Origin of the sequence: Chitinophaga pinensis, assembly GCF_007896845.1 — a bacterium.
Lineage (GTDB): Bacteria > Bacteroidota > Bacteroidia > Chitinophagales > Chitinophagaceae > Chitinophaga > Chitinophaga pinensis_C.
On record NZ_VOHS01000009.1, the window covers coordinates 13,227 to 34,742 of the forward strand.

The following is a 21,516-nucleotide window of genomic DNA, read 5'->3' on the forward strand; positions in this document are numbered from 1 at the left end:
AATGCGCCAACAATGAAGAAGCAATTACGCCTTCTTGTCTTATTTCTTTTCACTCACCTGATCAGTTTCGCCAACGATCTGAATCATGAGTACATCACTGTTGCGGTTCGTAACGCGCGCATCAGTCTGAACGTAAAAGATCAGCCACTAAAGAATGTATTCCAGCTGATCGAACAAAAAACAGGTCTCTCCGTAAATTATAATGCCAGTGCAGTGAATGGTATGGAGACTGTCAACTACAAAGCCGACGATGTAACGCTGGCCACCGTATTTCAGGTATTACTGAAGAACTATCAGGGTACCGTAAAACAGGTAGATGAAAACCATATCTTCCTGAAAGTGGAAAAAAGAAAAGCCATTGAAAAGGCAGTAGCTCCTATCGTTGCAGCTGCAGCTACACCAATCACCATTAGTGGTACCGTAACAGATGAGAACAATCAGCCGGTACCTGGTGTAAGCATTCATGAGAAGACGACTAAAAAGAATACTACTACAGATGCCAACGGTCGTTACTCTATTACCGTAAACACCGGCGATGTACTCGTGTACAACTTCATCGGATATGCACCACAGGAAGTAACTGTAGGTGATAAAGCCCTGATGAACGTACAACTGAAAGTGCAGAACAGCCAGTTGAAAGAGATCGTAGCGATCGGTTATCAGTCCGTTAGAAAAAGCGACGTTACCGGTGCTATCTCCAGCGTGAAAGCAAGTGAACTGAACCTGACCAGCCCTTCCGTAGGACAGGCACTGGTAGGTAAAGTGGCGGGTGTACAGATCTCTCAGGTTAGTGGCGCTCCTTACGCCAGCACCAAAATCCGTGTACGTGGTGTTGGTTCCATCAACGCAAGCTCCGATCCGCTGTATGTAGTGGATGGTTTCCCGATGGACAATGACGTATTTATCAACCCGGAAGATATTGAGACGATCGACATCCTGAAAGATGCGGCTTCTGCTGCTATCTACGGTTCCCGTGCTGCGGGTGGTGTGGTACTGATCACTACCAAACGTGGTAAAGAAGGTAAAGGTAAATTCCAGTATGACCTGCAGACAGGCATCAACCAGCTGGGTAAAAAAGTGAAACTGCTGAACTCCGAAGAGTTCGCACAGTTGATGATTGATGGTAGAAATAACTCTTACCACGACTTCGTAGTGAACGGTGGTAAAGAATGGAATGACGCGATGTATTCTGATGATAATGCTACGCGTATCGCTAAAGTAGGTAACGCAAACGCAGTAAGTGTTGATCCTAAGTTCTATGACTTCGCTAACCAGAAAGTGATTAAGCCTCAGTATAACACTGATTGGCAGGACCTGCTGTATCGTAACGCGATGTTCAGCCGCCACAACCTGTCCTTCTCCGGTGGTAGCAAAGAAGTAAAATACTATATCAGCGGTGGTTATCAGAATCAGGATGGTATTATCTTAAATACCGGTCTGAAAAAGATCAACTTCCGTGCAAATGTTGACGGACAGATCAACCCTAAACTGAAAGCTGGTATGAACGTTTCTTATACCAACAACCAGAACAGGGAAACTGAAGAAGGCCGTTGGGACCACAACCCGATCATGGCCGCCCTGCTGATGCTGCCTACTTATCGTGCATTTGATGACAATGGTAACATCGTGAAGAATGAAGTAGCGGCCCTGTCATCAACTTATGGCTATAACAGCTTCGAAAACCCGCTGGCTATCGCGAAGGAAATCAACATCCGTCGTAATGGTAACCGTGCTACCTATAATGGTTATGCTGTCTATCAGGTATTGCCTGAATTGTCATTGAAAGCGAATCTGGGTATGTCCAGCTATGCAGAAAAATATGACTACTATTATCCGACCAGTCTCAGTAGCGGTGTAAGTGCTCCTTATTCTGATGCCGCAAAAGCTGCAGCAAATGCGAGAGCCAAGAATACCAATAAACTGGATCAGTTAGGTGAGTTCACTGCTGCTTATAGCAAACAGTTCAACAAACACAAACTGGACGTACTGGGTGGTTATACTGTACAGAAAACTACCGGTGATGTTCTTGAAATAAGAGCAGAAGGTTTCCAGGACGATCGTATACAGGAAGTAAGTGCAAAAGGTGCGGATGCTGCATTGTTCAAACTGACCACTGCCTCTAAATATGTCTACACACTGGTGTCTTACCTCGGTCGTATCAACTATAACTACGATAACCGCTATTACCTGACAGCCTCTTTCCGTACAGATGCGTCTTCCCGTTTCGGTCCGCAGAACCGTTGGGGTAGTTTCCCTTCAGTAGCTGCCGGCTGGAATATCTCCAATGAATCATTCTATAATGACTGGCTGGGACAGCATTCTACCCTGAAACTCCGTGCAAGCTGGGGTCTGAGTGGTAATAACAACATCGGTAACTACAACTCCGCTACAGTAATGGGTACGCCTACCGGTGTGCCATTCGGTAACGGAACAATCAATACCGGTACTTTCGCAAACGGTATCAAGGATCCGAAAATTGGATGGGAATCTACTTCTCAATATAATGCCGGTCTGGATCTGGGCTTACTGAATGGCCGTCTGAATGTGATTGCTAACTATTATGTGAGCTATTCTTACAACCTGCTGTTCGACAGACCAGTATCTGCTATCTCCGGTGCAACTACAGTAACCACCAACCTGCGTGATTCTAAAATCCGTAACCGAGGTATTGATTTGCAGATCGATGGCCGCGTTATTCAGACAAAAGAATTCAATCTGAACTTAACCGGTAACATCTCCGTGAACCGTAACAAAGTACTGGATATGGGTGGTGCAAACACCATCTTCAAAGCAGGTGCTGAACGTTCTTACCTGACACACATCATTCAGACGGGTCAGCCGGTTGGTATGTTTTACGGCTTCAGAGTACTGGGCGTTGCTACAGAAGCAAACTACAAAACAGTGGCTCCTTCTGCTTCCAGCACCAACCCAATGCATCCGGGTGATTTGTATTTCTATGATAAGAATGACGATGGTGTAGTGAATGATGCTGATAAAGATGTAATCGGCAGCCCTTATCCTAAGTTTACTTATGGCTTCAACCTGTCAGCTACTTATAAAGATTTCTATTTCTCTTCTTCCTTCAACGGTTCTTATGGCAATCAGGTACTGGATGGTCAGGATTACTACCTGTATAACATGGAAGGTTCCGGTAACCAATATGCTGACGTAGCACAACGTTTCCGTTCCAATGCACAACCGGGCGCTGGTAGCGTATACCGTGCTTCCCGTGCAGGTACACAGAGTAACAGCACCCGTCTGTCTACATTCTATCTGCAGGATGGATCTTACTTCAGATGTACGAACATCATGCTGGGATATAATTTCAGATTCCGTGCACTGCAGCAGAAACTGGGCGTATCAAAAGCTACCCTGTTTGCAAGCGTAGATAACGCCTTCACCATCACAAAATACAAAGGTTACAATCCTGAAGTAGACTACGGTAACGGTAGCAACATCGCTCCGGGTGTAGACTACGGTATGTACCCACTGGTACGTGCTTATAACGCTGGTGTTAAATTGGCCTTTTAATCCGTTTACGATTAAACATTGAAAAATGAAGAATAGATTCGCAATAATACTGGGTTTTGCTACTGTGCTGGCAACATCCGCCTGTAATAAAGATTTCCTGAATCAGACCGATCCAAACAATCAGCCGGTATCCGCCTACTTCCAGACTGAAAATGACGTGTTGCTGGCAGTAAACGGTATCTATCAGTCACTGAGAAGCAGCAATGCGATCGGTGAAAGCAGCGGACTTTTCACAGAAGAACGTTCTGATAACACCGGCCGTAATGATAGCCAGTCCAACGCTGGTGAGCCTTTTCAGTTCGGAGACTTCTCCCTGCTGTCAAGCAATACTTATCTGAAATCACACTGGGTAGCAATGTACCAGTCTATTTCAAGAGCGAATCTGGTACTGACCAATATCGATAAAGTATCTTTCGCAAACGATAATACCAAAAAGGGTTATGCAGCTGAAGCGAAATTCCTCCGTGCGCTGATCTATTTCCATATGGTGCGTAAATGGGGTGATGTTCCGTTGGTAACAAGACAGTTAACTACATTGGAAGAAGTAGACGGTGCTACCTTCCGTGCAAAAGATACCGCTGTGTACAGCCAGATCGTCAATGATCTGCTGGATGTGGTAAACAGTCCGCTGCCTGATTTCCAGACAGGAGCAAACGTAGGAAGAGTATCAAAAGCTGCTGGTAACGGCTTGCTTGGACAGGTATACCTGACAATGGCACTGACTATTGACAACGGTAAGAAAAATGAAAACCTGACCAAAGCAAAGCAGTACCTCGAGGCTTGTTACAACATGCGTAAGTTTGGTCAGCTGAAAGAAATCCCTTATGCAGATGTTTTCAGCGTAGAAAAGAAATCATCCTGCCCTGAACTGATCTTCCAGATCGTGTACAAACAGGGGGATGCCACCTATTCTTCCAGTATCGCTGCGAATAATCAGGCAAAAGGTGAAACAGTAAACTCTCAGAAAGTAGCAACCGGCGTGGGTGGTAATGTAACCGGCGATCTGGTGAATGAGTACGAGGCGAACGATCTCCGTAAAGATTTCTCTATCAAATATGCAAATGCTGACATCGTAAAGGACTGGTTCATTACAAAATTCCGCGACGCCAGCGACGCTGCTGGTAAGAACGGTTATGGTGGTAATGACTTTATCCTGATGCGTTATGCAGATGTTATCCTGATGCTGGCAGAAGTGAACATGTATCTGGGCGACAACGCAACCGCTATCCAGTATCTGGATATGGTACGTGCAAGAGCCGGTATGCCTGATTACAATACCTCTATGCAGAATACCGCGTACAGCAGCAAGTTCTCTTCGCTGAAACTCGCGATCCTGCACGAGCGCCGCATTGAACTGGCTTTCGAAAATCACCGCTGGTACGATCTGTTGCGTACTTTCACAACAGATGAGCTGGTGACTTATTTCCATGCGAAAGACCAGACTTACTTCGGTATTGCCAAAGTGGCAAACTTCTCAAAGAAGGACCGTTATTATCCGATCCCGTTTGATGAATATAAGCTGAATCCTGAAAAGATGTATCAGAATCCGGGATATTAAGAGCAGTTAAAAGGAGAAGCGAATGCTTCTCCTTTTTTTATTATATTGGTGTGCCCTTCACCCAAATGAATACCATGCGACTAAAACTGGCCTTACTGATTGTAACCTGTTTGCTGCTTCATTGCAGCCTGCTCTCCGCGCAGCAAAAACGATATGTGATAGACAGTACACTGGAAATACCATTGAAAGATGGCACCATGCTGAGTTGCATGCTGTTATATCAGGAAGGGGCTAAACTACCCTTGCCGGTGGTGCTGAGGGCCAACTGTTATCCTTCCAGATATGATACGCTTCGGGCTCAGTATGTAGCAGATAGTGGTTATGCGGGTGTCTTCGTCTATAACAGGGGAAAGTCCCGTTCCGGCGGTAGTTTTTATCCCATGGAGAATGACGCCGCTGATAACTACGAGGCTATTGACTGGATCAGTAAACAACCCTGGTGTAACGGGAAAATTGCTATGTATGGGGGCTCATATCTGGGCTTCGCACAATGGGCAACGGTTAAGAATATCCATCCCGCGCTGAAAACCATCGTTCCGCAGGTAGCTGTAGGCCCCGGCATTGATTATCCCAACCCCGGTGGCATCTTCCTCACCTATATGCTGCAGTGGCTGAAATACGTCCGTAATAATCATTATCTCGACGATTCAACCTTTCTTGATGAGGCAAAATGGAAACAGCTGAACACTGATTACCTGTTAAGGGGTAAACCCTTCAGTATGCTGGACGAACTGGAAGGAAGTGGTATGGATACCATCTTTCAGCGCTGGATCCGGCATCCGGGAAATGACGAATACTGGCAACAAATGACGCCTACACAGGAAGAGTTCTCCCGTATTAATATCCCGGTCCTCACCACGACCGGTTATTTTGATGATGATCAGCGCGGAGCGATCTATTATTATAATATGCATAATAAGTACGGTCCGGCAGCAGGTGTCAAAGAACATTATTTGTTTATCGGACCTTTTGATCATGCCGGCGGACAAGGAGGCAGACGCAGAAATCCGATACCACCCTACGATATTGATACCGTGGCTATGGTCGATCAGAAACAGCTGGTATTGGATTGGTTTAATTATACGCTGAAGGGTGGTCCAAAACCGGCGTTCCTGCAGGACAGGATATCCGTGTTCGCCATGGGAGAAAACAAATGGCACTTTTTCCCCTCACTCGAAAAAATGAACAGGGATACCATTACCTATTATCTCCCTTCCCGGCAGGAGGAAACCATGAGCACCCGGAAAAGAGGAGGGAAGAAGCCACTGGTATTGTCTTTTGATGCAGCAGATACCGTAGATGATACACTTGTTGTTTACGATGGCAGCAGCTCGCTGGTGTCAGAAGCCGTATTTAAAAAGAAATACCTGTTAACGCTTAGTACACCACCACTGGATAATGATATGATGCTGAACGGAAGTATTACGGCTGATCTTTGGCTATCCTCGGGTACGCCTGATGCAGATCTGATGTTTAGCTGGTGGGAAATAGATAAGGAAGGTAAACGCTGGCCGCTGGCGAATACTGCACAACGACTCTCATTGAGTATAGATAAGGCAAAGCCTGTATATTGGAAAGAAAACGAGACTTATCATATCAGTCTGCAGAACGCCGCATGGATGTGTAAACAGATCAGAAAGGGGAGCCGTATTGTAATGACGATCAGTCCGGCGGCTAATCTCTACTGGCAGAAAAATTACGGTGCGGCAAAAGATGTCAGTCAACAGACCTTACTGGACGCTTTGATGCATGAAATACGTTTCTATCCGGAATCGCATATAAGCATTCCCGTGATGTGAGGAAGAATTAATCATCAGGGATTATTTTATCAGAAAATATCCTACGGCCAGCCATAACAGGCCTTTGACCAGAAAGAAGATAAATCCCCAGAAGCCTATACGTTTGATCCACTTGATAAAATCGCTTCTGTCGGGGGCCGGGCGTTTTTCCATAAATCAATACTGCTTACTGCAATTTAAGGATTGTAACGTTTGTATAAAAATCAGGAAACGGCTTGAATAGTTAAAGCAGTTGATATTCATCCTTTTTTGTATATATTTGCGGCATTCTATAACCAGAACTTGATAAACCTCATGGGACAGACGAAATTACCCGAATTCTTTCAGTATGATGATTTCTTTATTGATGAAAAAGTTGGCCTGCTGAAATTCGCAAACGCTTATAAAGTATTTAATCAGGATGGACAGCAGATCGGAAATATCCGCCAGGAAGTACCCCTGCTCCACAAATTTTTACGCCTCTTTCTGAGCAAAGCCATGTTTCCCTTTACCTTGAATATTGCCGATGCCAATGAACAGGTAGTGGCTTCTATACACCGTGGATGGACTTTCTGGATGTCTAAAATCGAGATCCGTGATATGAACGGTGTACCGGTAGGTGGTATCAAACAGAAATTCAAATTTATGAAGCCGCTGTTTCATATCCTCGATGCGAATGGAGAAGTGCTCGCAGAAATCAAAGGTGACTGGAAAGCGTGGAACTTCAAGATCGTAGATAAAAATGAAAAAGAACTGGGTGCAATTACCAAGAAATGGGCTGGTGCATTCAAGGAAGTGTTTACGACTGCGGATAAATACCGTGTGACCATTGCCGAAGAATGTCCGGAAGATATCAATAAAATGGCTATTGTAGCGGGTGCTATCACCATCGATATGGTGTTGAAAGAGTCCAAATAACAAAAGATATGAGTAAGAGGGGTGGTACATGAAGATGTACCATCCCTTTTTATTTCCGTGAAATCATAGCAAAACAGGACTTATTTTCTCATGGCCTGATATTTGACGAGGTTGCTTTTTATAGACCATGTTATTGTCCCTTAAAACGCACAACATATGGAAATCATCAGGCAACAACCACATTTTTGCATCGGAATAGGATGTTCGGCGGGAGGATTGGAATCAGTATGTGACTTTTTTCAACAGGTCGTGGAAAAAACAGGGGCTGCCTATGTCGTCGTACCGCATCTTACCCGGGAATATCCCAGCCGGTTCAGCAAAATCCTACGCAGGCATACCAATATGCCGGTTCATAGGGTGGAACAGAATGTCAGGATGCTACCGGATCATGTGTATGTTTTAACCGAAGATAAGATGATGATCACAGAGGATGGGTACCTGAAGGTCAGACGACGTTACCACAGAGAAGTGATCAATAAATCTATCGATATATTTTTTAAATCCATGGCCAGGTCGTTTCAGGAAAATGCCATAGGCGTGATCCTGTCTGGTATGGGAACGGACGGAATAGAAGGCATTAAGACGATAGAAGATTATCACGGACTGGTAGTAGTACAGGATCCGGACACGACGGAATTCAATGTGCTGCCACAAATGGCGATCAACAAAGACGACCCTCATGCGATTCTGCCTCCTGCAGATATAGCCCGTTTCCTGCTGAGGCACCTGGGAGCATATAATAGTTTGACCTGAGTTGATTTAAATTTTATATATTATCTTTAGCAGTCCTAATAGTATGGGAACATAAAAAAAACCAGACACAAACTAAAGCTGTTTGTATGCCAGATACACATTCTGAAGGGGAGTTGAACAGAAGGCGATCTGGTTCGGTACCCAATGCTGCGTTAAAAAGCATATTAGCAATCCTTTCTGAATTTTCCGGGGTAGATTTCCTGCAATACAAGATATCAACCATTACGAGGAGGCTTCAGCGAAGAATGTCGCTTGTAAATATTCAACGATTTGAAGAATATCTTACGTTTATAAAGGATAATGAGAACGAGCAGAATATCGTCTACGCAGACCTGCTGATCCACGTATCTTCATTTTTCAGGGACGAAGGTAGTTTCGAATACCTGCTCAGGTTCATACTACCCCAGATTGTCAGGTTGTCCCGCGAGAAAGAAGAACAGGTGCGTATATGGGTAGCCGGTTGTTCGACCGGTGAAGAAGCCTACTCCATTGCCATGTGCCTCTATGAACTGATGGGAGATGAGCATTTTGCCAGCAACGTTAAGATTTTCGCTACAGACCTTTCGGAAACAGTAATCGCTACTGCCCGGAAAGCCTTTTATACAACAACACAGGTTGCCGGTGTCGCCCCCGAGCGACTGGAACGTTTTTTTGTAGAAGTGGAGCAGGGATATGAGATATCTGCCATCATCAGGGACGCCTGTGTGTTTGCCTGCCATAATATGCTGACAGATCCGCCATTTGCCAAGCTGAATCTTATCAGTTGCCGTAACGTGCTCATTTATATGCAGCCGGTACTGCAAAAGAAAATGCTGAGCATCTTTAATTACGCACTTAAAGATCGCGGTTTCCTCTGGCTGGGCAAGTCAGAAACAAACCGGTCTCCGGACCTCTTTGAGATGCCTTCAAAGAAAACAAAGATCTATCTTAAAAAGAATGTAGATAAATGGACGCTGAGAAGTGCGTTCCCGACTAATAAAAAAATAAAGCATATGACACCAAGCTTTGATCAGGAGAGGGATGAAAATGTAGATGCTCAGAAAGCGGCTGACAGTATTATACTTTCTATGTATGCACCGTCAGCAGTCCTGCTTAATGAAAAACTGGACATCGTGGAGTTCAGAGGTGTTACCATGCAGTTTTTTGAACACGGTCCCGGTAAAGCCAGCCTCAATATCCTGAAACTGGCCCATAGAGATCTCGTGCATAGCCTCCGTAGCGCACTCAGTCAGGCACAGTCCACCAAAAGGAATGTCCGTAAGGATGGTCTCACCATCACCACTCCATCCGGTACGCTCAATGTTTCCTTTGAAATCGTACCGATCAGTAACCTGCACGAAAACTACTTCCTCGTTATTTTCAATAACCAGCAAAACGATCTTGCCGGTAGCGAAATAGCGGCCAAAAGGGTAGATGTGACTGAGACAACAGATGAGAAGAACCTGCGCATTTTCCAGCTGGAAAGAGAAGTACAGCGTTATAAAGAAGAACTGCGTGCGGTGGCAGAAGCTTATGAGGCGACCAATGAAGAACTGCAGTCTGCCAACGAGGAACTGAAAAGTCTGAATGAAGAACTGGAAGTTTCACAGGAGGAATTACAGGTGATTAACGATGAACTCAGCACCCGTAACAACGATCTGCTGGAAAGAAATAATCAGCTGAATAATGCAAGATTGTACGCAGAGTCAATCGTCAATACCGTACATGAATCCCTCCTGATTCTTGATACCAATATCCGTGTGGTAAGCGCCAATGCGTCCTTCTATCGCGCCTTTAAAATGGAACGTAAGGAGACCGAAGGCAAACTGCTCTATGAATTGGGCAATAAACAATGGAATACTTCGGATCTGCGGTCATTGATGGAAAACCTCATGACTTCAAGAACGCCGTTCGCGAACTACGAACTGACCTACAAATCCACAGGCAACGGCTCCCGTACCATCATGATGAACGGGCAGCTGATCACCTCCCAGGATCTGAAAGAAGAACTGATCCTCATTGCCATAGAAGATATTACAGAAGTAAGGGAAGCCAGAGAACGTATCGCCCGTAAACAGGAAGTGGTCCGTAATAACGAAGAACGACTGCGGCTGGCACTTGAAGGTACACGCACCGGTACATGGGACTTCAATCCATTATCCAAAGAACTGCTGTTGTCCGACAGAAGCCGGGAACTTTTTGGCATCACGGCATTAACTCCGCTGGACTTTGATAACTTCCTCAAAGTTATTCATCCGGCGGATGCTGCCGCTGCTCAGGCACGTATCTATTCAGCCCTCGCAGGAAAAGACAATGGACAGATCAACGTTGATTTCCGTATCAATATCTCTGAGGAGAAAGTAAACTGGATCTCCTGTAAAGCACAGGTGTTCTTTGACGACCACAGTACCGCCGTGCGTGTGTTGGGTGTGGTTACTGACATTACTGAAAATAAACAGTTTGAAAAACACCTGCAGGAGGTCAATGACCGCCTGAACTTTGCGTTGCAGACAGGTCGCCTTGGTTCATGGGAACTGGATCTGAGTTCCGGTGTGATACATGGGAATGAACAGTTTAAAAGTAACTACGGACTGGCATCACAGGCCGGTTTTACATATGAAAAGTTACTGGCGATGATCCTGCCGGAAGATGTACGCCGTGCAGAAGAAGCGCTGCAACATGCACTGAGCAACCGGATGCTTTATGTGGAAGAATATCGTATCCGCTGGACGGACAGTTCCGTACACTGGATCGCAGCTACGGGGCAGGGCGTGTATGAAGAGGATGGTTCTGTGAAAAAAATGATCGGTGTGACAATGGATATCACCGAAAGAAAACTGGCACAGTTGCACCTCCAGCAAAGTGAAGCTTATTTCAGAATGATTGCGGATACCGCGCCGGCAATGATCTGGATCGCTGAAAAAGATGGCTCTTTCTCCTTCTTCAATAAAGCATGGCAGAAATATACCGGTCGTTCCCTTGATCAGAATAAAGACAATGGCTGGTACGATATCATGCATCCGGAAGATACCGATAAGTGGAAGATCAATTTTAGCCGTTCCTCCCGCGACAGAAAGAACTTCTATTCTGAGTTCCGCCTGAAGCGTCATGATGGAACCTATCATTGGCTGGCCTGCTCAGGTATCCCGCGGTTTAACTCGCAGGATGAGTTTGTTGGATTTATCGGCGCCTGTACCGATATCGATGATCAGAAGATGGTAGAAGATGCACTGGAAAGAAAAGTACGGGAAAGAACCATCGCACTGGAAGACGCCAACGCCAACCTGTCCAAACGGAACCATGAACTGGAACAGTTTGTATTTATTACCTCCCACGACTTACAGGAACCGCTCAGAAAGATCCGCCTCTTCGCCGATATGCTGGAAAGCGTAAAACCCGGCACACCAACCAAGATAGATACCGCCCAGTATCTGAGAAAGGTAAAACAGTCTGCCATCAGAATGTCTGACCTGATCAGAGACCTGATCGCTTATTCCCGTCTTGAACTGGGAGAGAATGCTTTCCTGCCGGTGGATCTGAATCAGATCGTTGTAAATGTGATAGAAGACTTCGAATTGCTGATCCGTGATAAAAATGCCAAAATTGATATCACAGAATTACCGGTTATTGACGCGGTACCTTTACAGATGAACCAGTTATTTTATAACCTGATCGGTAATGCCCTGAAATTTTCCATCCCGAACGGAGAGTGCCGTATTACGATCACTGCCAATAAAATATCAGATTCAGAGCTGAATGACCTGCCGCTCCTGCCGAAAGGTCCGGGCTATTACAGGATCATTGTGGCGGATAATGGTATTGGTTTCAACCAGACCTATGCTGACAAACTCTTTGTGATCTTCCAGCGACTGAATCAGAAGGAGAAATTTGAAGGCACCGGCATCGGTCTGGCCCTCTGTCGTAAGATTATGGATATTCATAATGGTGATATTCAGGCATTTGGTGTGGAACAACAGGGCGCCGCCTTCCATATTATCATTCCGGAAACACAACAATAACATAGTATAACCGGCACAATAAAAAACCGGGATCAACGTATTATTGATATAAAATGAATGGCTCTCTGCGGGGAGCCATTTACTGTTTCCAGTATTATACAAACAGTCCCGGTTTAAACTGCTGGGAATCAGTTCGTATTATTATTGGAATTTTTAATATAAATTTGCGTAATTTTTCGACCTAATTAGTATTTTGGACACTGGTCAGGTTGCCTGAAAGACACCTGACTGATTGAATCGCTATGAGGCCTATCCTATGTCTTTTTTTCTTAATTGTGCAATTGATTGTCCGGGGACAAACGGCTCCAACACCACCGTCTGCAACGCCGCCACCCGCGGGTACAACCGTACCGGCAGCACCTTTAAAGAAAGGCAATTTTGAAACAGAATTTAAGATGAAATCGGGCAGTTACCTGGGCTTTGGTCAGGTCAACCTTGGTATGGGTGAAATTGGCTTTAAAGTGGTCGTATTTTGCCAGAATAAGGAAAAGAAGAGTGGTAGACTGGAATTTCGTATAGACCGCCCAAAAGGGAAGAAAAGCAGGCGTATCGGTACACTACAGATCCCTTATACCGGCGATACGACATATGCCCTGAAACTGGTGGGTAATCCGAAATATTCGAATGGTATCCATGACCTCTATCTGGTAGCGAAAGGAAATCCTTTCAGTATCACCTCGATTACCTTTGTACAGGATTATTAAATAACATCTTTTTAAATATCTGGCCGGGAGAAATACTTCCGGCCTTTTTTATGCCCTGTCATGGGTTAATCAGTGCTTATATAATAGTCATCCTTCGTTAATGCTACGTTATAAACGTAGCATTAACGAAGGATGACTATTATATAAGTATTATCTGAGCATTGATTAAAGGGGAATGGTAACCTGATCTTCTCTCCTCGTCACCATATCAGCTGATATATTTTCTGCTGACATATAATCAGCAATAGACAATTGCGGTTGTATTTTCACTACGAATGTCTGTACCGCTTGTTTTGCCACTTGTTGTAACTGATTACCGGTTGCCAATATAAGATATTCGCCTGCGACGCCCAGTAGTGTAAGCGTACCGGTGATATAAGTAATAGCTACCTTATGTACAGTCTTATCGCTGACGTCGGATGCAATGATTTCAAACTGATGACCTGCAAAGGACAGCGGCTGGCCCAGATTATCGGTCAGTACGGGGATGCGCTGTTGCAGGGAGCGGATAAAAAGCCCTACAGAGAAACCAACCTTATAATGTAGGGACGCAGCCTTCGGATCAGCCATCCGTACTTCTTCAAAGGTCCTGAACTGCTGGTCCCGGTTATAGGCCTGTACCTGCAGGAGAAATTCATTATAACTTTCATGAAATACTTCTTTTTCGAAATCCGTCTGCGCAGTCGCATCTATCATCTGACGGTAGGAGAGTCTGATCAGTGCTTTTTCCATTGTTCCTGTTTTTGATAAAAACTAATTTAGCGCATTCCCGGGTTCCGGCCCCTATGGGAGCGGGAATTAGCGGTAAAACCGCCATTTTTTGAGGTCAGCCGTACAGCTGAGCATATATATTTTCACTATAGTATGACCGCAGTATGTTAAAAGAAATATAAAAGTTGATTATTTTTTCTATTTTAGGTGTGAAAATGACACGTTGAGAAATTTATCGTTATGAAAACTAGGCTGCACTCTATGTGATAAAAACCTATGTAGTTGTATTGTGCTATTGACCCGCTACCTTATATTCTTTAACATGTATAAACCGGACTTAATGATGACAACCACTAATAGCGTCTGAAACGAAGATGTTGCCGCATCTCTTTTTACAGCCAAAATCCAGCGATTTGTAATCAGCCTTTATTAACCACACAAATCAAACGTATGAAAAATGTAGACCTGTTGAAGGTCAGGCATCGTTATGCCTGGCAGTCAGCACTATTGCGCATGAAATTTACCTTGCTGCTTTTTTTACCTGCCTTGTATCCGCTTGTAGCGTCGGCAGATGGTTATCACACCTTATTCTCTGTGCAACAGGATGTCACTCTAAAGGGAAAGATCGTTGATAAAAATAAAGAACCTGTGATCGGTGCTACCGTCAAGGTGGTCGGCACTTCCAAAGGTACTACTACACTCCCGGATGGTACTTTTACGTTAAATGTAGCCAATGGCGCTCAAATCAGCGTTTCTGCAATCGGTTTCCTACCGCAAACACTCACTGTAAACGGTAACGGCCCACTCACTATTACACTGGATGCAGACACAAAAGGTCTCAGCGAAGTAGTCGTGGTTGGTTATGGTGCGCAGAAAAGAGAAGCTGTATCAGGTTCTATCGCCACCGTAAAAGGTGCAGATCTGGTGAAGTCTCCTGCTACCAACCTGTCCAACTCCATCGCTGGTCGTATGCCAGGTGTTACCGCTATGCAAAACAGTGGTGAACCGGGTGCAGATGGTTCCTCCCTGCGTATTCGTGGTTCCAATACGCTGGGTAATAATGACCCGCTCATTGTTATTGATGGTGTGGCTGGTCGTACCGGTGGTCTGGAACGTTTAAATCCGCAGGATATCGAAAGCATCTCTGTGTTGAAAGATGCTTCTGCCGCTATCTATGGTGCGCGTGCAGCGAATGGCGTTATCCTCGTAACAACCAAACGTGGTAAAAGCGGGAAACCTCAGCTGAATTATTCCTTTAATCAGGGATGGTCTCAGCCGACGCATATCCCTGAAATGTCAGATGCGGCTGAATATGCACAGGTACGCGATGAACTGAGCCTTTATCGTGATGTTCCCGGCAGGGAATGGTCAGACGCATGGTCTGTATACAGACAGGGCGGTTCATATACTTCACCAACTACCAATAAGAAATGGGATGTGGCTTTCGGTCCTTCCGAAATTGATAAATTCCGGAACAGCACAGACCCGTGGTTATATCCTAATACAGACTGGTACAAGTCCACGTTTAAGACATGGGCGCCACAGTCCAACCATAGCGTACAGGTATCCGGCGGTAGCGAAAATATGCGTTACCTGACCTCTTTCGGTTATCAGTCACAGGATGCTTACTATAAAAAATCGGCAACGGGCTACGATCAGTATAGTCTGCGCGTTAATCTGGATGCTAAAATCAATAAATATGTCAATGTCAGCGTAGACATGTTAGGGCGTCAGGAAGAGCGTAATTATCCTACCCGTAGTGCCAGCGATATCTTCCGTATGCTCATGCGTGGTAAGCCGACAGAGCCTGCTTTCTGGCCAAACGGACTGCCCGGTCCGGATATTGAATATGGTAACAACCCGGTTGTCATCACCACCGACCAGACAGGTTACGATAAAGACAAACGCTATTACGTACAGACAAATGCCCGACTTGACATCCTGATACCCGGTGTGGAAGGATTGAAACTGAGCGGTAACGTAGCATTTGATAAATACCTCAAACGCACCAAGAGATGGATGACACCATGGTACCTCTATACATGGGATAAGAAAACGTACGAACAGGACGGCACAACACCGCAGCTTGTCAGAAGTAAACGTGGTACTGATCAGGCCACACTCAATCAGGGAGATGAAGACCAGAGCAATATCCTGATGCGTGGTTTATTGACCTACGATCGCACTTTTAACAAGAACCATACACTCAACTTCGTATTCGGTATTGAAAGAGAAACTGTACACTCTGATAATTTCAACGCACTCCGCAAGTATTTCATTTCTCCATTGATCGATCAGATGTTTGCTGGTGGTGATGCGGAAAAAGACAATGGTGGTTCTGCATGGGATCGTGCACGTCTGAACTACTTCGGTCGTGTGGCTTACAACTACAAAGAGAAATACCTCGCAGAGTTTGTATGGCGTAATGATGGCTCCTACATGTTCCCATCTGCTTCCCGCTTCGGCTTCTTCCCGGGATTGATGCTGGGTTGGCGCATATCTGAAGAGAACTTCTGGAAAGACAATGTGAAGTTCATGAACTATCTGAAACTGCGTGCTTCATGGGGTAAGCTGGGTAATGATCAGGTGTACTTCGATGATAACAACGATGGTACCCTGACCTTACAGGAATACCAGTATTATTCTACGTACGGTTTCAGCAGCTATATACTCGGGGCAACGTCCTGAAATCATTGTACGAAGCGCGTATCCCGAATCCATATATCTCATGGGAAGTAGCTAACAACTACAACGTAGGTCTGGATGGCGCTTTGTTAAATGGTAAGATTTACTTCGAACTGGACGCGTTCATGAACAAGCGCTCCGGTATTCTGGTAAGAAGAAATGCTTCTGTGCCACAGACAACCGGTATGACCCTGCCTGCCGAGAATATCGGTAAAGTAGATAACAAAGGTTTTGAATTCCGCATAGGATACAACAATACTGTCGGTACTAAATTCCGCTATGACGTAAGCGTGAATGGTGGTTACTCCAAAAACAAGATAGTATTCTGGGATGAAGCACCGGGTGCTCCGGTATGGCAACGTTCTACCGGCATGCCAATGAATACTGCGCTCTATTATGAATATGATGGCGTATTTAAAGATTACGCAGAGATCGATAAGAACACAGTTGATTATTCTGCACTCACCAACAATCTCCGTCCCGGTGATATGAAGTTCAAGGATATCGATGGTAACGGTAAGATCAACGGTGATGATAAGATCCGCTATAATAAAAGTTCACAGCCGACATTTACCGGTGGCCTGAACGTGAATCTGCAATACAGCAACTTTGACTTCGCTTTGCTCGTGCAGGGCGCTACTGGTGGGGCACTGCATATTAATACAGAATCCGGTGAGATCGGCAACTTCACACAGGACTATTTTGATCACCGCTGGAGTCCGGACAATCCAAGCAGTGTTGATCCCCGTGTGAACGACCGTAACGATACCTATTGGGCTACAGGTAATACTTACTGGGTACGTAGCACCAATTATGTGCGTCTGAAAAATCTGGAGATAGGCTACAGCATTCCTGAATTCCTGAAGAAGAAAGCAGGTATCACCAATCTGAGGATTTACGCCAACTGTTTAAACCTGTTCACCATTGACAACCTGAAGATCCTCGATCCGGAATCCGTGAACGGAAATGGCCAGTATTATCCGCAATCAAGGGTATTGAATGCCGGTTTCAATTTAACCTTTTAAATCATCAGCATCATGAATCAGTTATTGAAGAAAATATATATCAGCATCGGTATTGCGGGCGCTTTCACCGTCTCCGCCTGTAATACTGATTTCCTGAATACAAAGCCACTGGGCGAAGCAACAAAAGATGATGTATGGCAGGACCCTGCTCTGGCAGAAGCTTTTGTCAATGAAATATACAATGGACTCAGCAGCGGAGGGTTCCTTGAAACGATGTTATCTTCTGCTACAGATGAAACCATGTTCACACACAACTATGGTATGAAGAACATGGGTGAAGCGACGATCAGTCCGACCGACGCCGAGTATGTCAATACAAGAGGTACTTTCCAGTGGGGAGAGATGTACAAACGTATCCGCGCCTGTAATGTATTCTTCCAGAATATACAGAAAGTGCCTTTTGATAAAACAGCTACAGGAGAACGTCTGAAAGGAGAAGTATACTTTCTGCGTGCCTATTATTATCACCAGCTGGTACGTGCTTATGGTGGTGTGCCATTGGTAGATGTGGTATATACACTGGATGATAAAGACTATACGATCGATCGCGCAAGCTTCTCTGATTGCGTGGAGCATATCGTGAAAGATTGTGATTCAGCGGTATTCTATCTGCATGCCAAAGATGCCAGCATCATTAAAGGTCGTGCCACTGAAGGCGCTGCGATGGCATTGAAGTCCCGTATCCTGATCTATGCGGCAAGTGATCTGCACGATTTTCCGACAGCCAAAGCGAAATCAACTGTAATGGCGGCTGCCCAGAAACCGGAAGTACTGGCCTATACCAGCGGCAATCGCACCGAACGCTGGCAACGTGCAAAAGCGGCTGCCAAAGCAGTGATGGATCTGGGTCGTTACTCACTGGCATTTCCTTCACCGGCCACTCCGGAAGAAGCCAGCGCCAATTATCAACAGTTGTTCCTCGCGGATAATACAGAAAGTATCTTCTCCCGTTATTTCCTGAATACGAAATCAGAAGCCGGCGGACAGATCGGTCTTTACAATGGCCTGAATGGGTATCACAACTGGTCAGGTAATACACCGACACAACTGCTCATCGATGACTATGAAATGAGCGATGGTACACTTTTCAACTGGGGAGAAGCCAGTCACAAAGCCAATCCTTACCGCAACCGTGATCCGCGTTTTTATGCGAGTATTCTGTATGATGGTGCCAACTGGCGTCAACGTCCTACAGATGTCGCTTCTAAAGATCCGGCTAATCAAACGCAGACCGGCGTTTATGAAGTATGGGAACCAGAGCAGCAGAAGATCATCAATTCTCCCGGACTGGATACGCGTCAGGGACCTGTTGAAAACTGGAACGGAAGCTTTACCGGTTATTACATGAAGAAGTTCATCGATCCGAATGTGGATGCGCAATACTTCCGTCAGGAGGTACCTTATCCTTTCTTCCGTTATACAGAAGTACTGTTCAACTATGCAGAAGCCTGTATCGAACTGGGAGAAGACGGAGAAGCAAGGGAATACCTGAATAAGATCCGTACCCGTGCAGGTATGCCTGCCTTTACAGAATCCGGTGCTGCCCTGAAAGCACGTTTTCAGCGGGAAAAGGAGATTGAAATGGTATTTGAAGAACAGCGTTTCTTTGATGTACGTCGTTGGATGGTGGCGCCTGTTACGGTAGGGCGCGCATTGCGTGGTATCAATGTAGTGGGTAAGCTGAAGCCGAATGTAAAAGTGACATTATATCAACGTAATGAGACCAATTATGACTACACTTATACACCAGTAACCCTTGTCAATGAAAACAGGATCTGGCTGGATAAGATGTATTTCATGCCGTTGCAGCGTGATGAGATGAACAGGAATAATAAGCTGGTGCAGAATCCGGGTTATTAATCGTTTTGATTGCATCATGAAGGCAGGAAGTAATATCATATTACTTCCTGCCTTTTTTTTAGATAGCTGCTGCTGTTTTCACCGCCAGCTGACCTGCCACGTGCGAAAGTGTCAGACTATCCTTAATCAGGGTTTTAGAAAAGGGAATCAGCGCTTCTCCTTTGGCTATTTTATGCGGCAGATCAGGATTGCTGATAGCAGCTTTGCCTATTGATACCATATCTGCCTGCATGGCATTGAGCAGTTCTGTAGCGAGGGTCATATCATGCATCCCTCCATTTACAATGACCGGCCGGCCTGTTATCTTTCTCGCGATGCCATTGGATGATCGTCCATCGCTATACAAAGACTCTCTTCCCCAGTTACCTCCTTCAGCAGCGATATGTATATAATCTGCCTCCAGTTCTTTTAAGACTTTGAATATAGCCGTAGCAGCAGCTGCTCCTTCCGGCCATCTGTAAGGCAGATCGTTTACTTTGCTTTCCGAGAGGCGCATGCCTACAATAAAGTCAGCCGGCACAACGGCTTTGATCTCCCGGTATACTTCCATCAGGAATCGTAGTCTGTTGCGATAATTACCACCATAATCATCCTCTCTGATATTCGTATGAGGGGTGATAAACTGATCAAGGAGGTAACCATTGGCGGCGTGTATCTCTACACCATCAAATCCGGCTGCTACAGCCCTGAGTGCTGTGGCCACAAAGCCTGCTTTGGCAGTTGCCAGAGTGTCTGCTGTCATGGCAGCAGGAAGAGGGAAGGGGCCTTTAAGTCCATTGGCTTCCGTATTTCTGATACCGATGGGTTGTACTGCGGAGGGAGCGATGGTGTTATCAGTATGTTGTACGAGAGCGCCGCCGTGCATAAGCTGCAGGATGATAAGGGCTGTATTACCGGCTTTATCCAGTCCTTCGTGATGCACTTTATCTACTACTGTTTTCCATCCTGCCAGTTGTGCTTCATTTACGAGCCCGGGTTGATGGGCATCTGTCTGACTGAATAATGTATCTGTATAGGTACCTTCTGTGATGATCATACCGAAGCCACCGGCAGCAAATGCGGCATAGTAGGCGGCCATTTCATCGGTAGGCACGCCTGTGGCCGTGGCACTTCTTCTGGTCATGGGAGCTACGGCAAATCTGTTTCTGCTGTTTCTTTTTCCGAGTAATAGTGGCTGAAATAATATCTGTTGTTGGTGAGTCATAAACCTTTGTTTTTAGAATACAAAGGTCATACAGGAGGGGCCAGACGGACGTATAACTAATTTAATTTCGGTGCTTATAATAGTTTAACGTTTATAGTTTTTTCGGATCTGGCTTAGAAAGACGGGCGTAATACCCAGAAAGGAGGCGATGTATTTCTGGGGAAGTCTTTGCTCGAGATCAGGATATTTGGTGATCAGGGCTTCATAGCGTTCTGCACCGGTCATAGAGATGTTATTGAGTATCCTTTGATCCTGAGAGATCAGGGATTGCTGATTCAGTATCCGCCAGAACCGTTCAAATGCCGGCACATCATCAAACAGCCGATCCAGCCCTGCTTTATCTATCTGCAGGATAGCACAGGGTTCCAGTGCCACGATATTGATACGGGAGGCCTGCTGCGGTATAAAACTGGAAGAGTCGGAGATCCACCAGTCTTCCATCGCAAAATGCAGGGTATGGTCGCTACCTGTTTCGTCGGTATAGAAGGAGCGGAGGAAGCCGGAGCAGACATAGTTCTCATACCGGCATACTTCTCCTTGTTGCAGGAGGTATTGTCTGGGTAATAGCCGGCGTAAGGTCAGCAGACTTACAAAATGCGCCTGTTCCTCTGTGGTAAGGCGGATACGCTGTTGTACATGGTCGATGATCTGTTGGTGAAAGTCCGTTAATGCTGGCGTCGCTCGCATAAGCGCTGGTTTCAGACAAATATAGCCGATTCCGCTCAACAGGCCCGGCCACGCCACAGATATCCGGAAAAATAGTAGGCTCCGGATCCGGCTTTCCTGCGGTT

General features: G+C 45.5%; 14 protein-coding genes. 10 read left to right on the forward strand and 4 right to left on the reverse strand.

Annotation, left to right across the window (positions count from 1 at the left end; translation table 11 throughout):
* The first annotated feature begins 12 nt into the window (after nt 1–12).
* From FEF09_RS11395 to FEF09_RS11405, 3 genes are all read left to right on the forward strand, one after another.
* Nucleotides 13–3,531: a SusC/RagA family TonB-linked outer membrane protein gene (locus tag FEF09_RS11395; protein ID WP_146305230.1), complete on the forward strand. Its 3,519-nt coding sequence runs from the start codon at nt 13–15 to the stop codon at nt 3,529–3,531.
* A 25-nt stretch (nt 3,532–3,556) separates the two neighbouring features.
* Nucleotides 3,557–5,089, forward strand: a complete 1,533-nt coding sequence (locus tag FEF09_RS11400) for a RagB/SusD family nutrient uptake outer membrane protein (protein ID WP_146305231.1) — start codon at nt 3,557–3,559, stop codon at nt 5,087–5,089.
* Nucleotides 5,090–5,163: 74 nt separating this feature from the next.
* Nucleotides 5,164–6,888 (forward strand): CocE/NonD family hydrolase, encoded by a 1,725-nt coding sequence (locus FEF09_RS11405; RefSeq protein ID WP_186774299.1) that lies wholly within the window; start codon nt 5,164–5,166, stop codon nt 6,886–6,888.
* 21 nt (nt 6,889–6,909) lie between these two features.
* On the opposite strand, the gene FEF09_RS11410 is transcribed toward FEF09_RS11405, so the two are convergent.
* A complete protein-coding gene (locus FEF09_RS11410) occupies nt 6,910–7,041 on the reverse strand; it encodes a hypothetical protein (protein WP_012791271.1) in 132 nt (43 codons plus the stop codon).
* Nucleotides 7,042–7,182: 141 nt separating this feature from the next.
* Between FEF09_RS11410 and FEF09_RS11415 the strand changes: the two genes are divergently transcribed.
* The 4 genes from FEF09_RS11415 (at nt 7,183) to FEF09_RS11430 (ending at nt 13,240) form a co-directional block, all read left to right on the forward strand.
* On the forward strand, nt 7,183–7,785 hold the full coding sequence (locus FEF09_RS11415; protein WP_012791272.1) for a phospholipid scramblase-related protein: 603 nt from the start codon (nt 7,183–7,185) through the stop codon (nt 7,783–7,785).
* A gap of 156 nt (nt 7,786–7,941) precedes the next feature.
* Nucleotides 7,942–8,538 (forward strand): chemotaxis protein CheB, encoded by a 597-nt coding sequence (locus tag FEF09_RS11420; RefSeq protein ID WP_146305233.1) that lies wholly within the window; start codon nt 7,942–7,944, stop codon nt 8,536–8,538.
* Nucleotides 8,539–8,624: 86 nt separating this feature from the next.
* Nucleotides 8,625–12,536, forward strand: a complete 3,912-nt coding sequence (locus FEF09_RS11425) for a CheR family methyltransferase (protein ID WP_146305234.1) — start codon at nt 8,625–8,627, stop codon at nt 12,534–12,536.
* Nucleotides 12,537–12,811: 275 nt separating this feature from the next.
* Nucleotides 12,812–13,240, forward strand: coding sequence for a carbohydrate-binding protein (locus FEF09_RS11430; protein WP_186774300.1), 429 nt, complete (start codon nt 12,812–12,814; stop codon nt 13,238–13,240).
* A 165-nt stretch (nt 13,241–13,405) separates the two neighbouring features.
* Here the strand turns inward: FEF09_RS11430 and FEF09_RS11435 are convergent, their stop codons facing one another.
* Complete coding sequence (locus FEF09_RS11435) at nt 13,406–13,972, reverse strand: hypothetical protein (RefSeq protein WP_146305235.1); 567 nt, start codon at nt 13,970–13,972, stop codon at nt 13,406–13,408.
* 429 nt (nt 13,973–14,401) lie between these two features.
* Between FEF09_RS11435 and FEF09_RS11440 the strand changes: the two genes are divergently transcribed.
* Genes FEF09_RS11440 through FEF09_RS11445 form a run of 3 tightly spaced genes read left to right on the forward strand, consistent with a single transcriptional unit; the run spans nt 14,402 to nt 19,521 of the window.
* On the forward strand, nt 14,402–16,639 hold the full coding sequence (locus FEF09_RS11440; RefSeq protein WP_261387422.1) for a SusC/RagA family TonB-linked outer membrane protein: 2,238 nt from the start codon (nt 14,402–14,404) through the stop codon (nt 16,637–16,639).
* A gap of 5 nt (nt 16,640–16,644) precedes the next feature.
* Entirely contained in the window at nt 16,645–17,661 is a 1,017-nt protein-coding gene (locus tag FEF09_RS32855) for a TonB-dependent receptor (protein ID WP_261387423.1), read from the forward strand.
* A 12-nt stretch (nt 17,662–17,673) separates the two neighbouring features.
* Entirely contained in the window at nt 17,674–19,521 is a 1,848-nt protein-coding gene (locus FEF09_RS11445; RefSeq protein ID WP_146305236.1) for a RagB/SusD family nutrient uptake outer membrane protein, read from the forward strand.
* A 58-nt stretch (nt 19,522–19,579) separates the two neighbouring features.
* On the opposite strand, the gene FEF09_RS11450 is transcribed toward FEF09_RS11445, so the two are convergent.
* Nucleotides 19,580–20,725 (reverse strand): NADH:flavin oxidoreductase, encoded by a 1,146-nt coding sequence (locus tag FEF09_RS11450; RefSeq protein WP_146305237.1) that lies wholly within the window; start codon nt 20,723–20,725, stop codon nt 19,580–19,582.
* Nucleotides 20,726–20,809: 84 nt separating this feature from the next.
* On the reverse strand, nt 20,810–21,412 hold the full coding sequence (locus FEF09_RS11455; RefSeq protein WP_146305238.1) for a Crp/Fnr family transcriptional regulator: 603 nt from the start codon (nt 21,410–21,412) through the stop codon (nt 20,810–20,812).
* Nucleotides 21,413–21,516 lie beyond the last annotated feature (104 nt).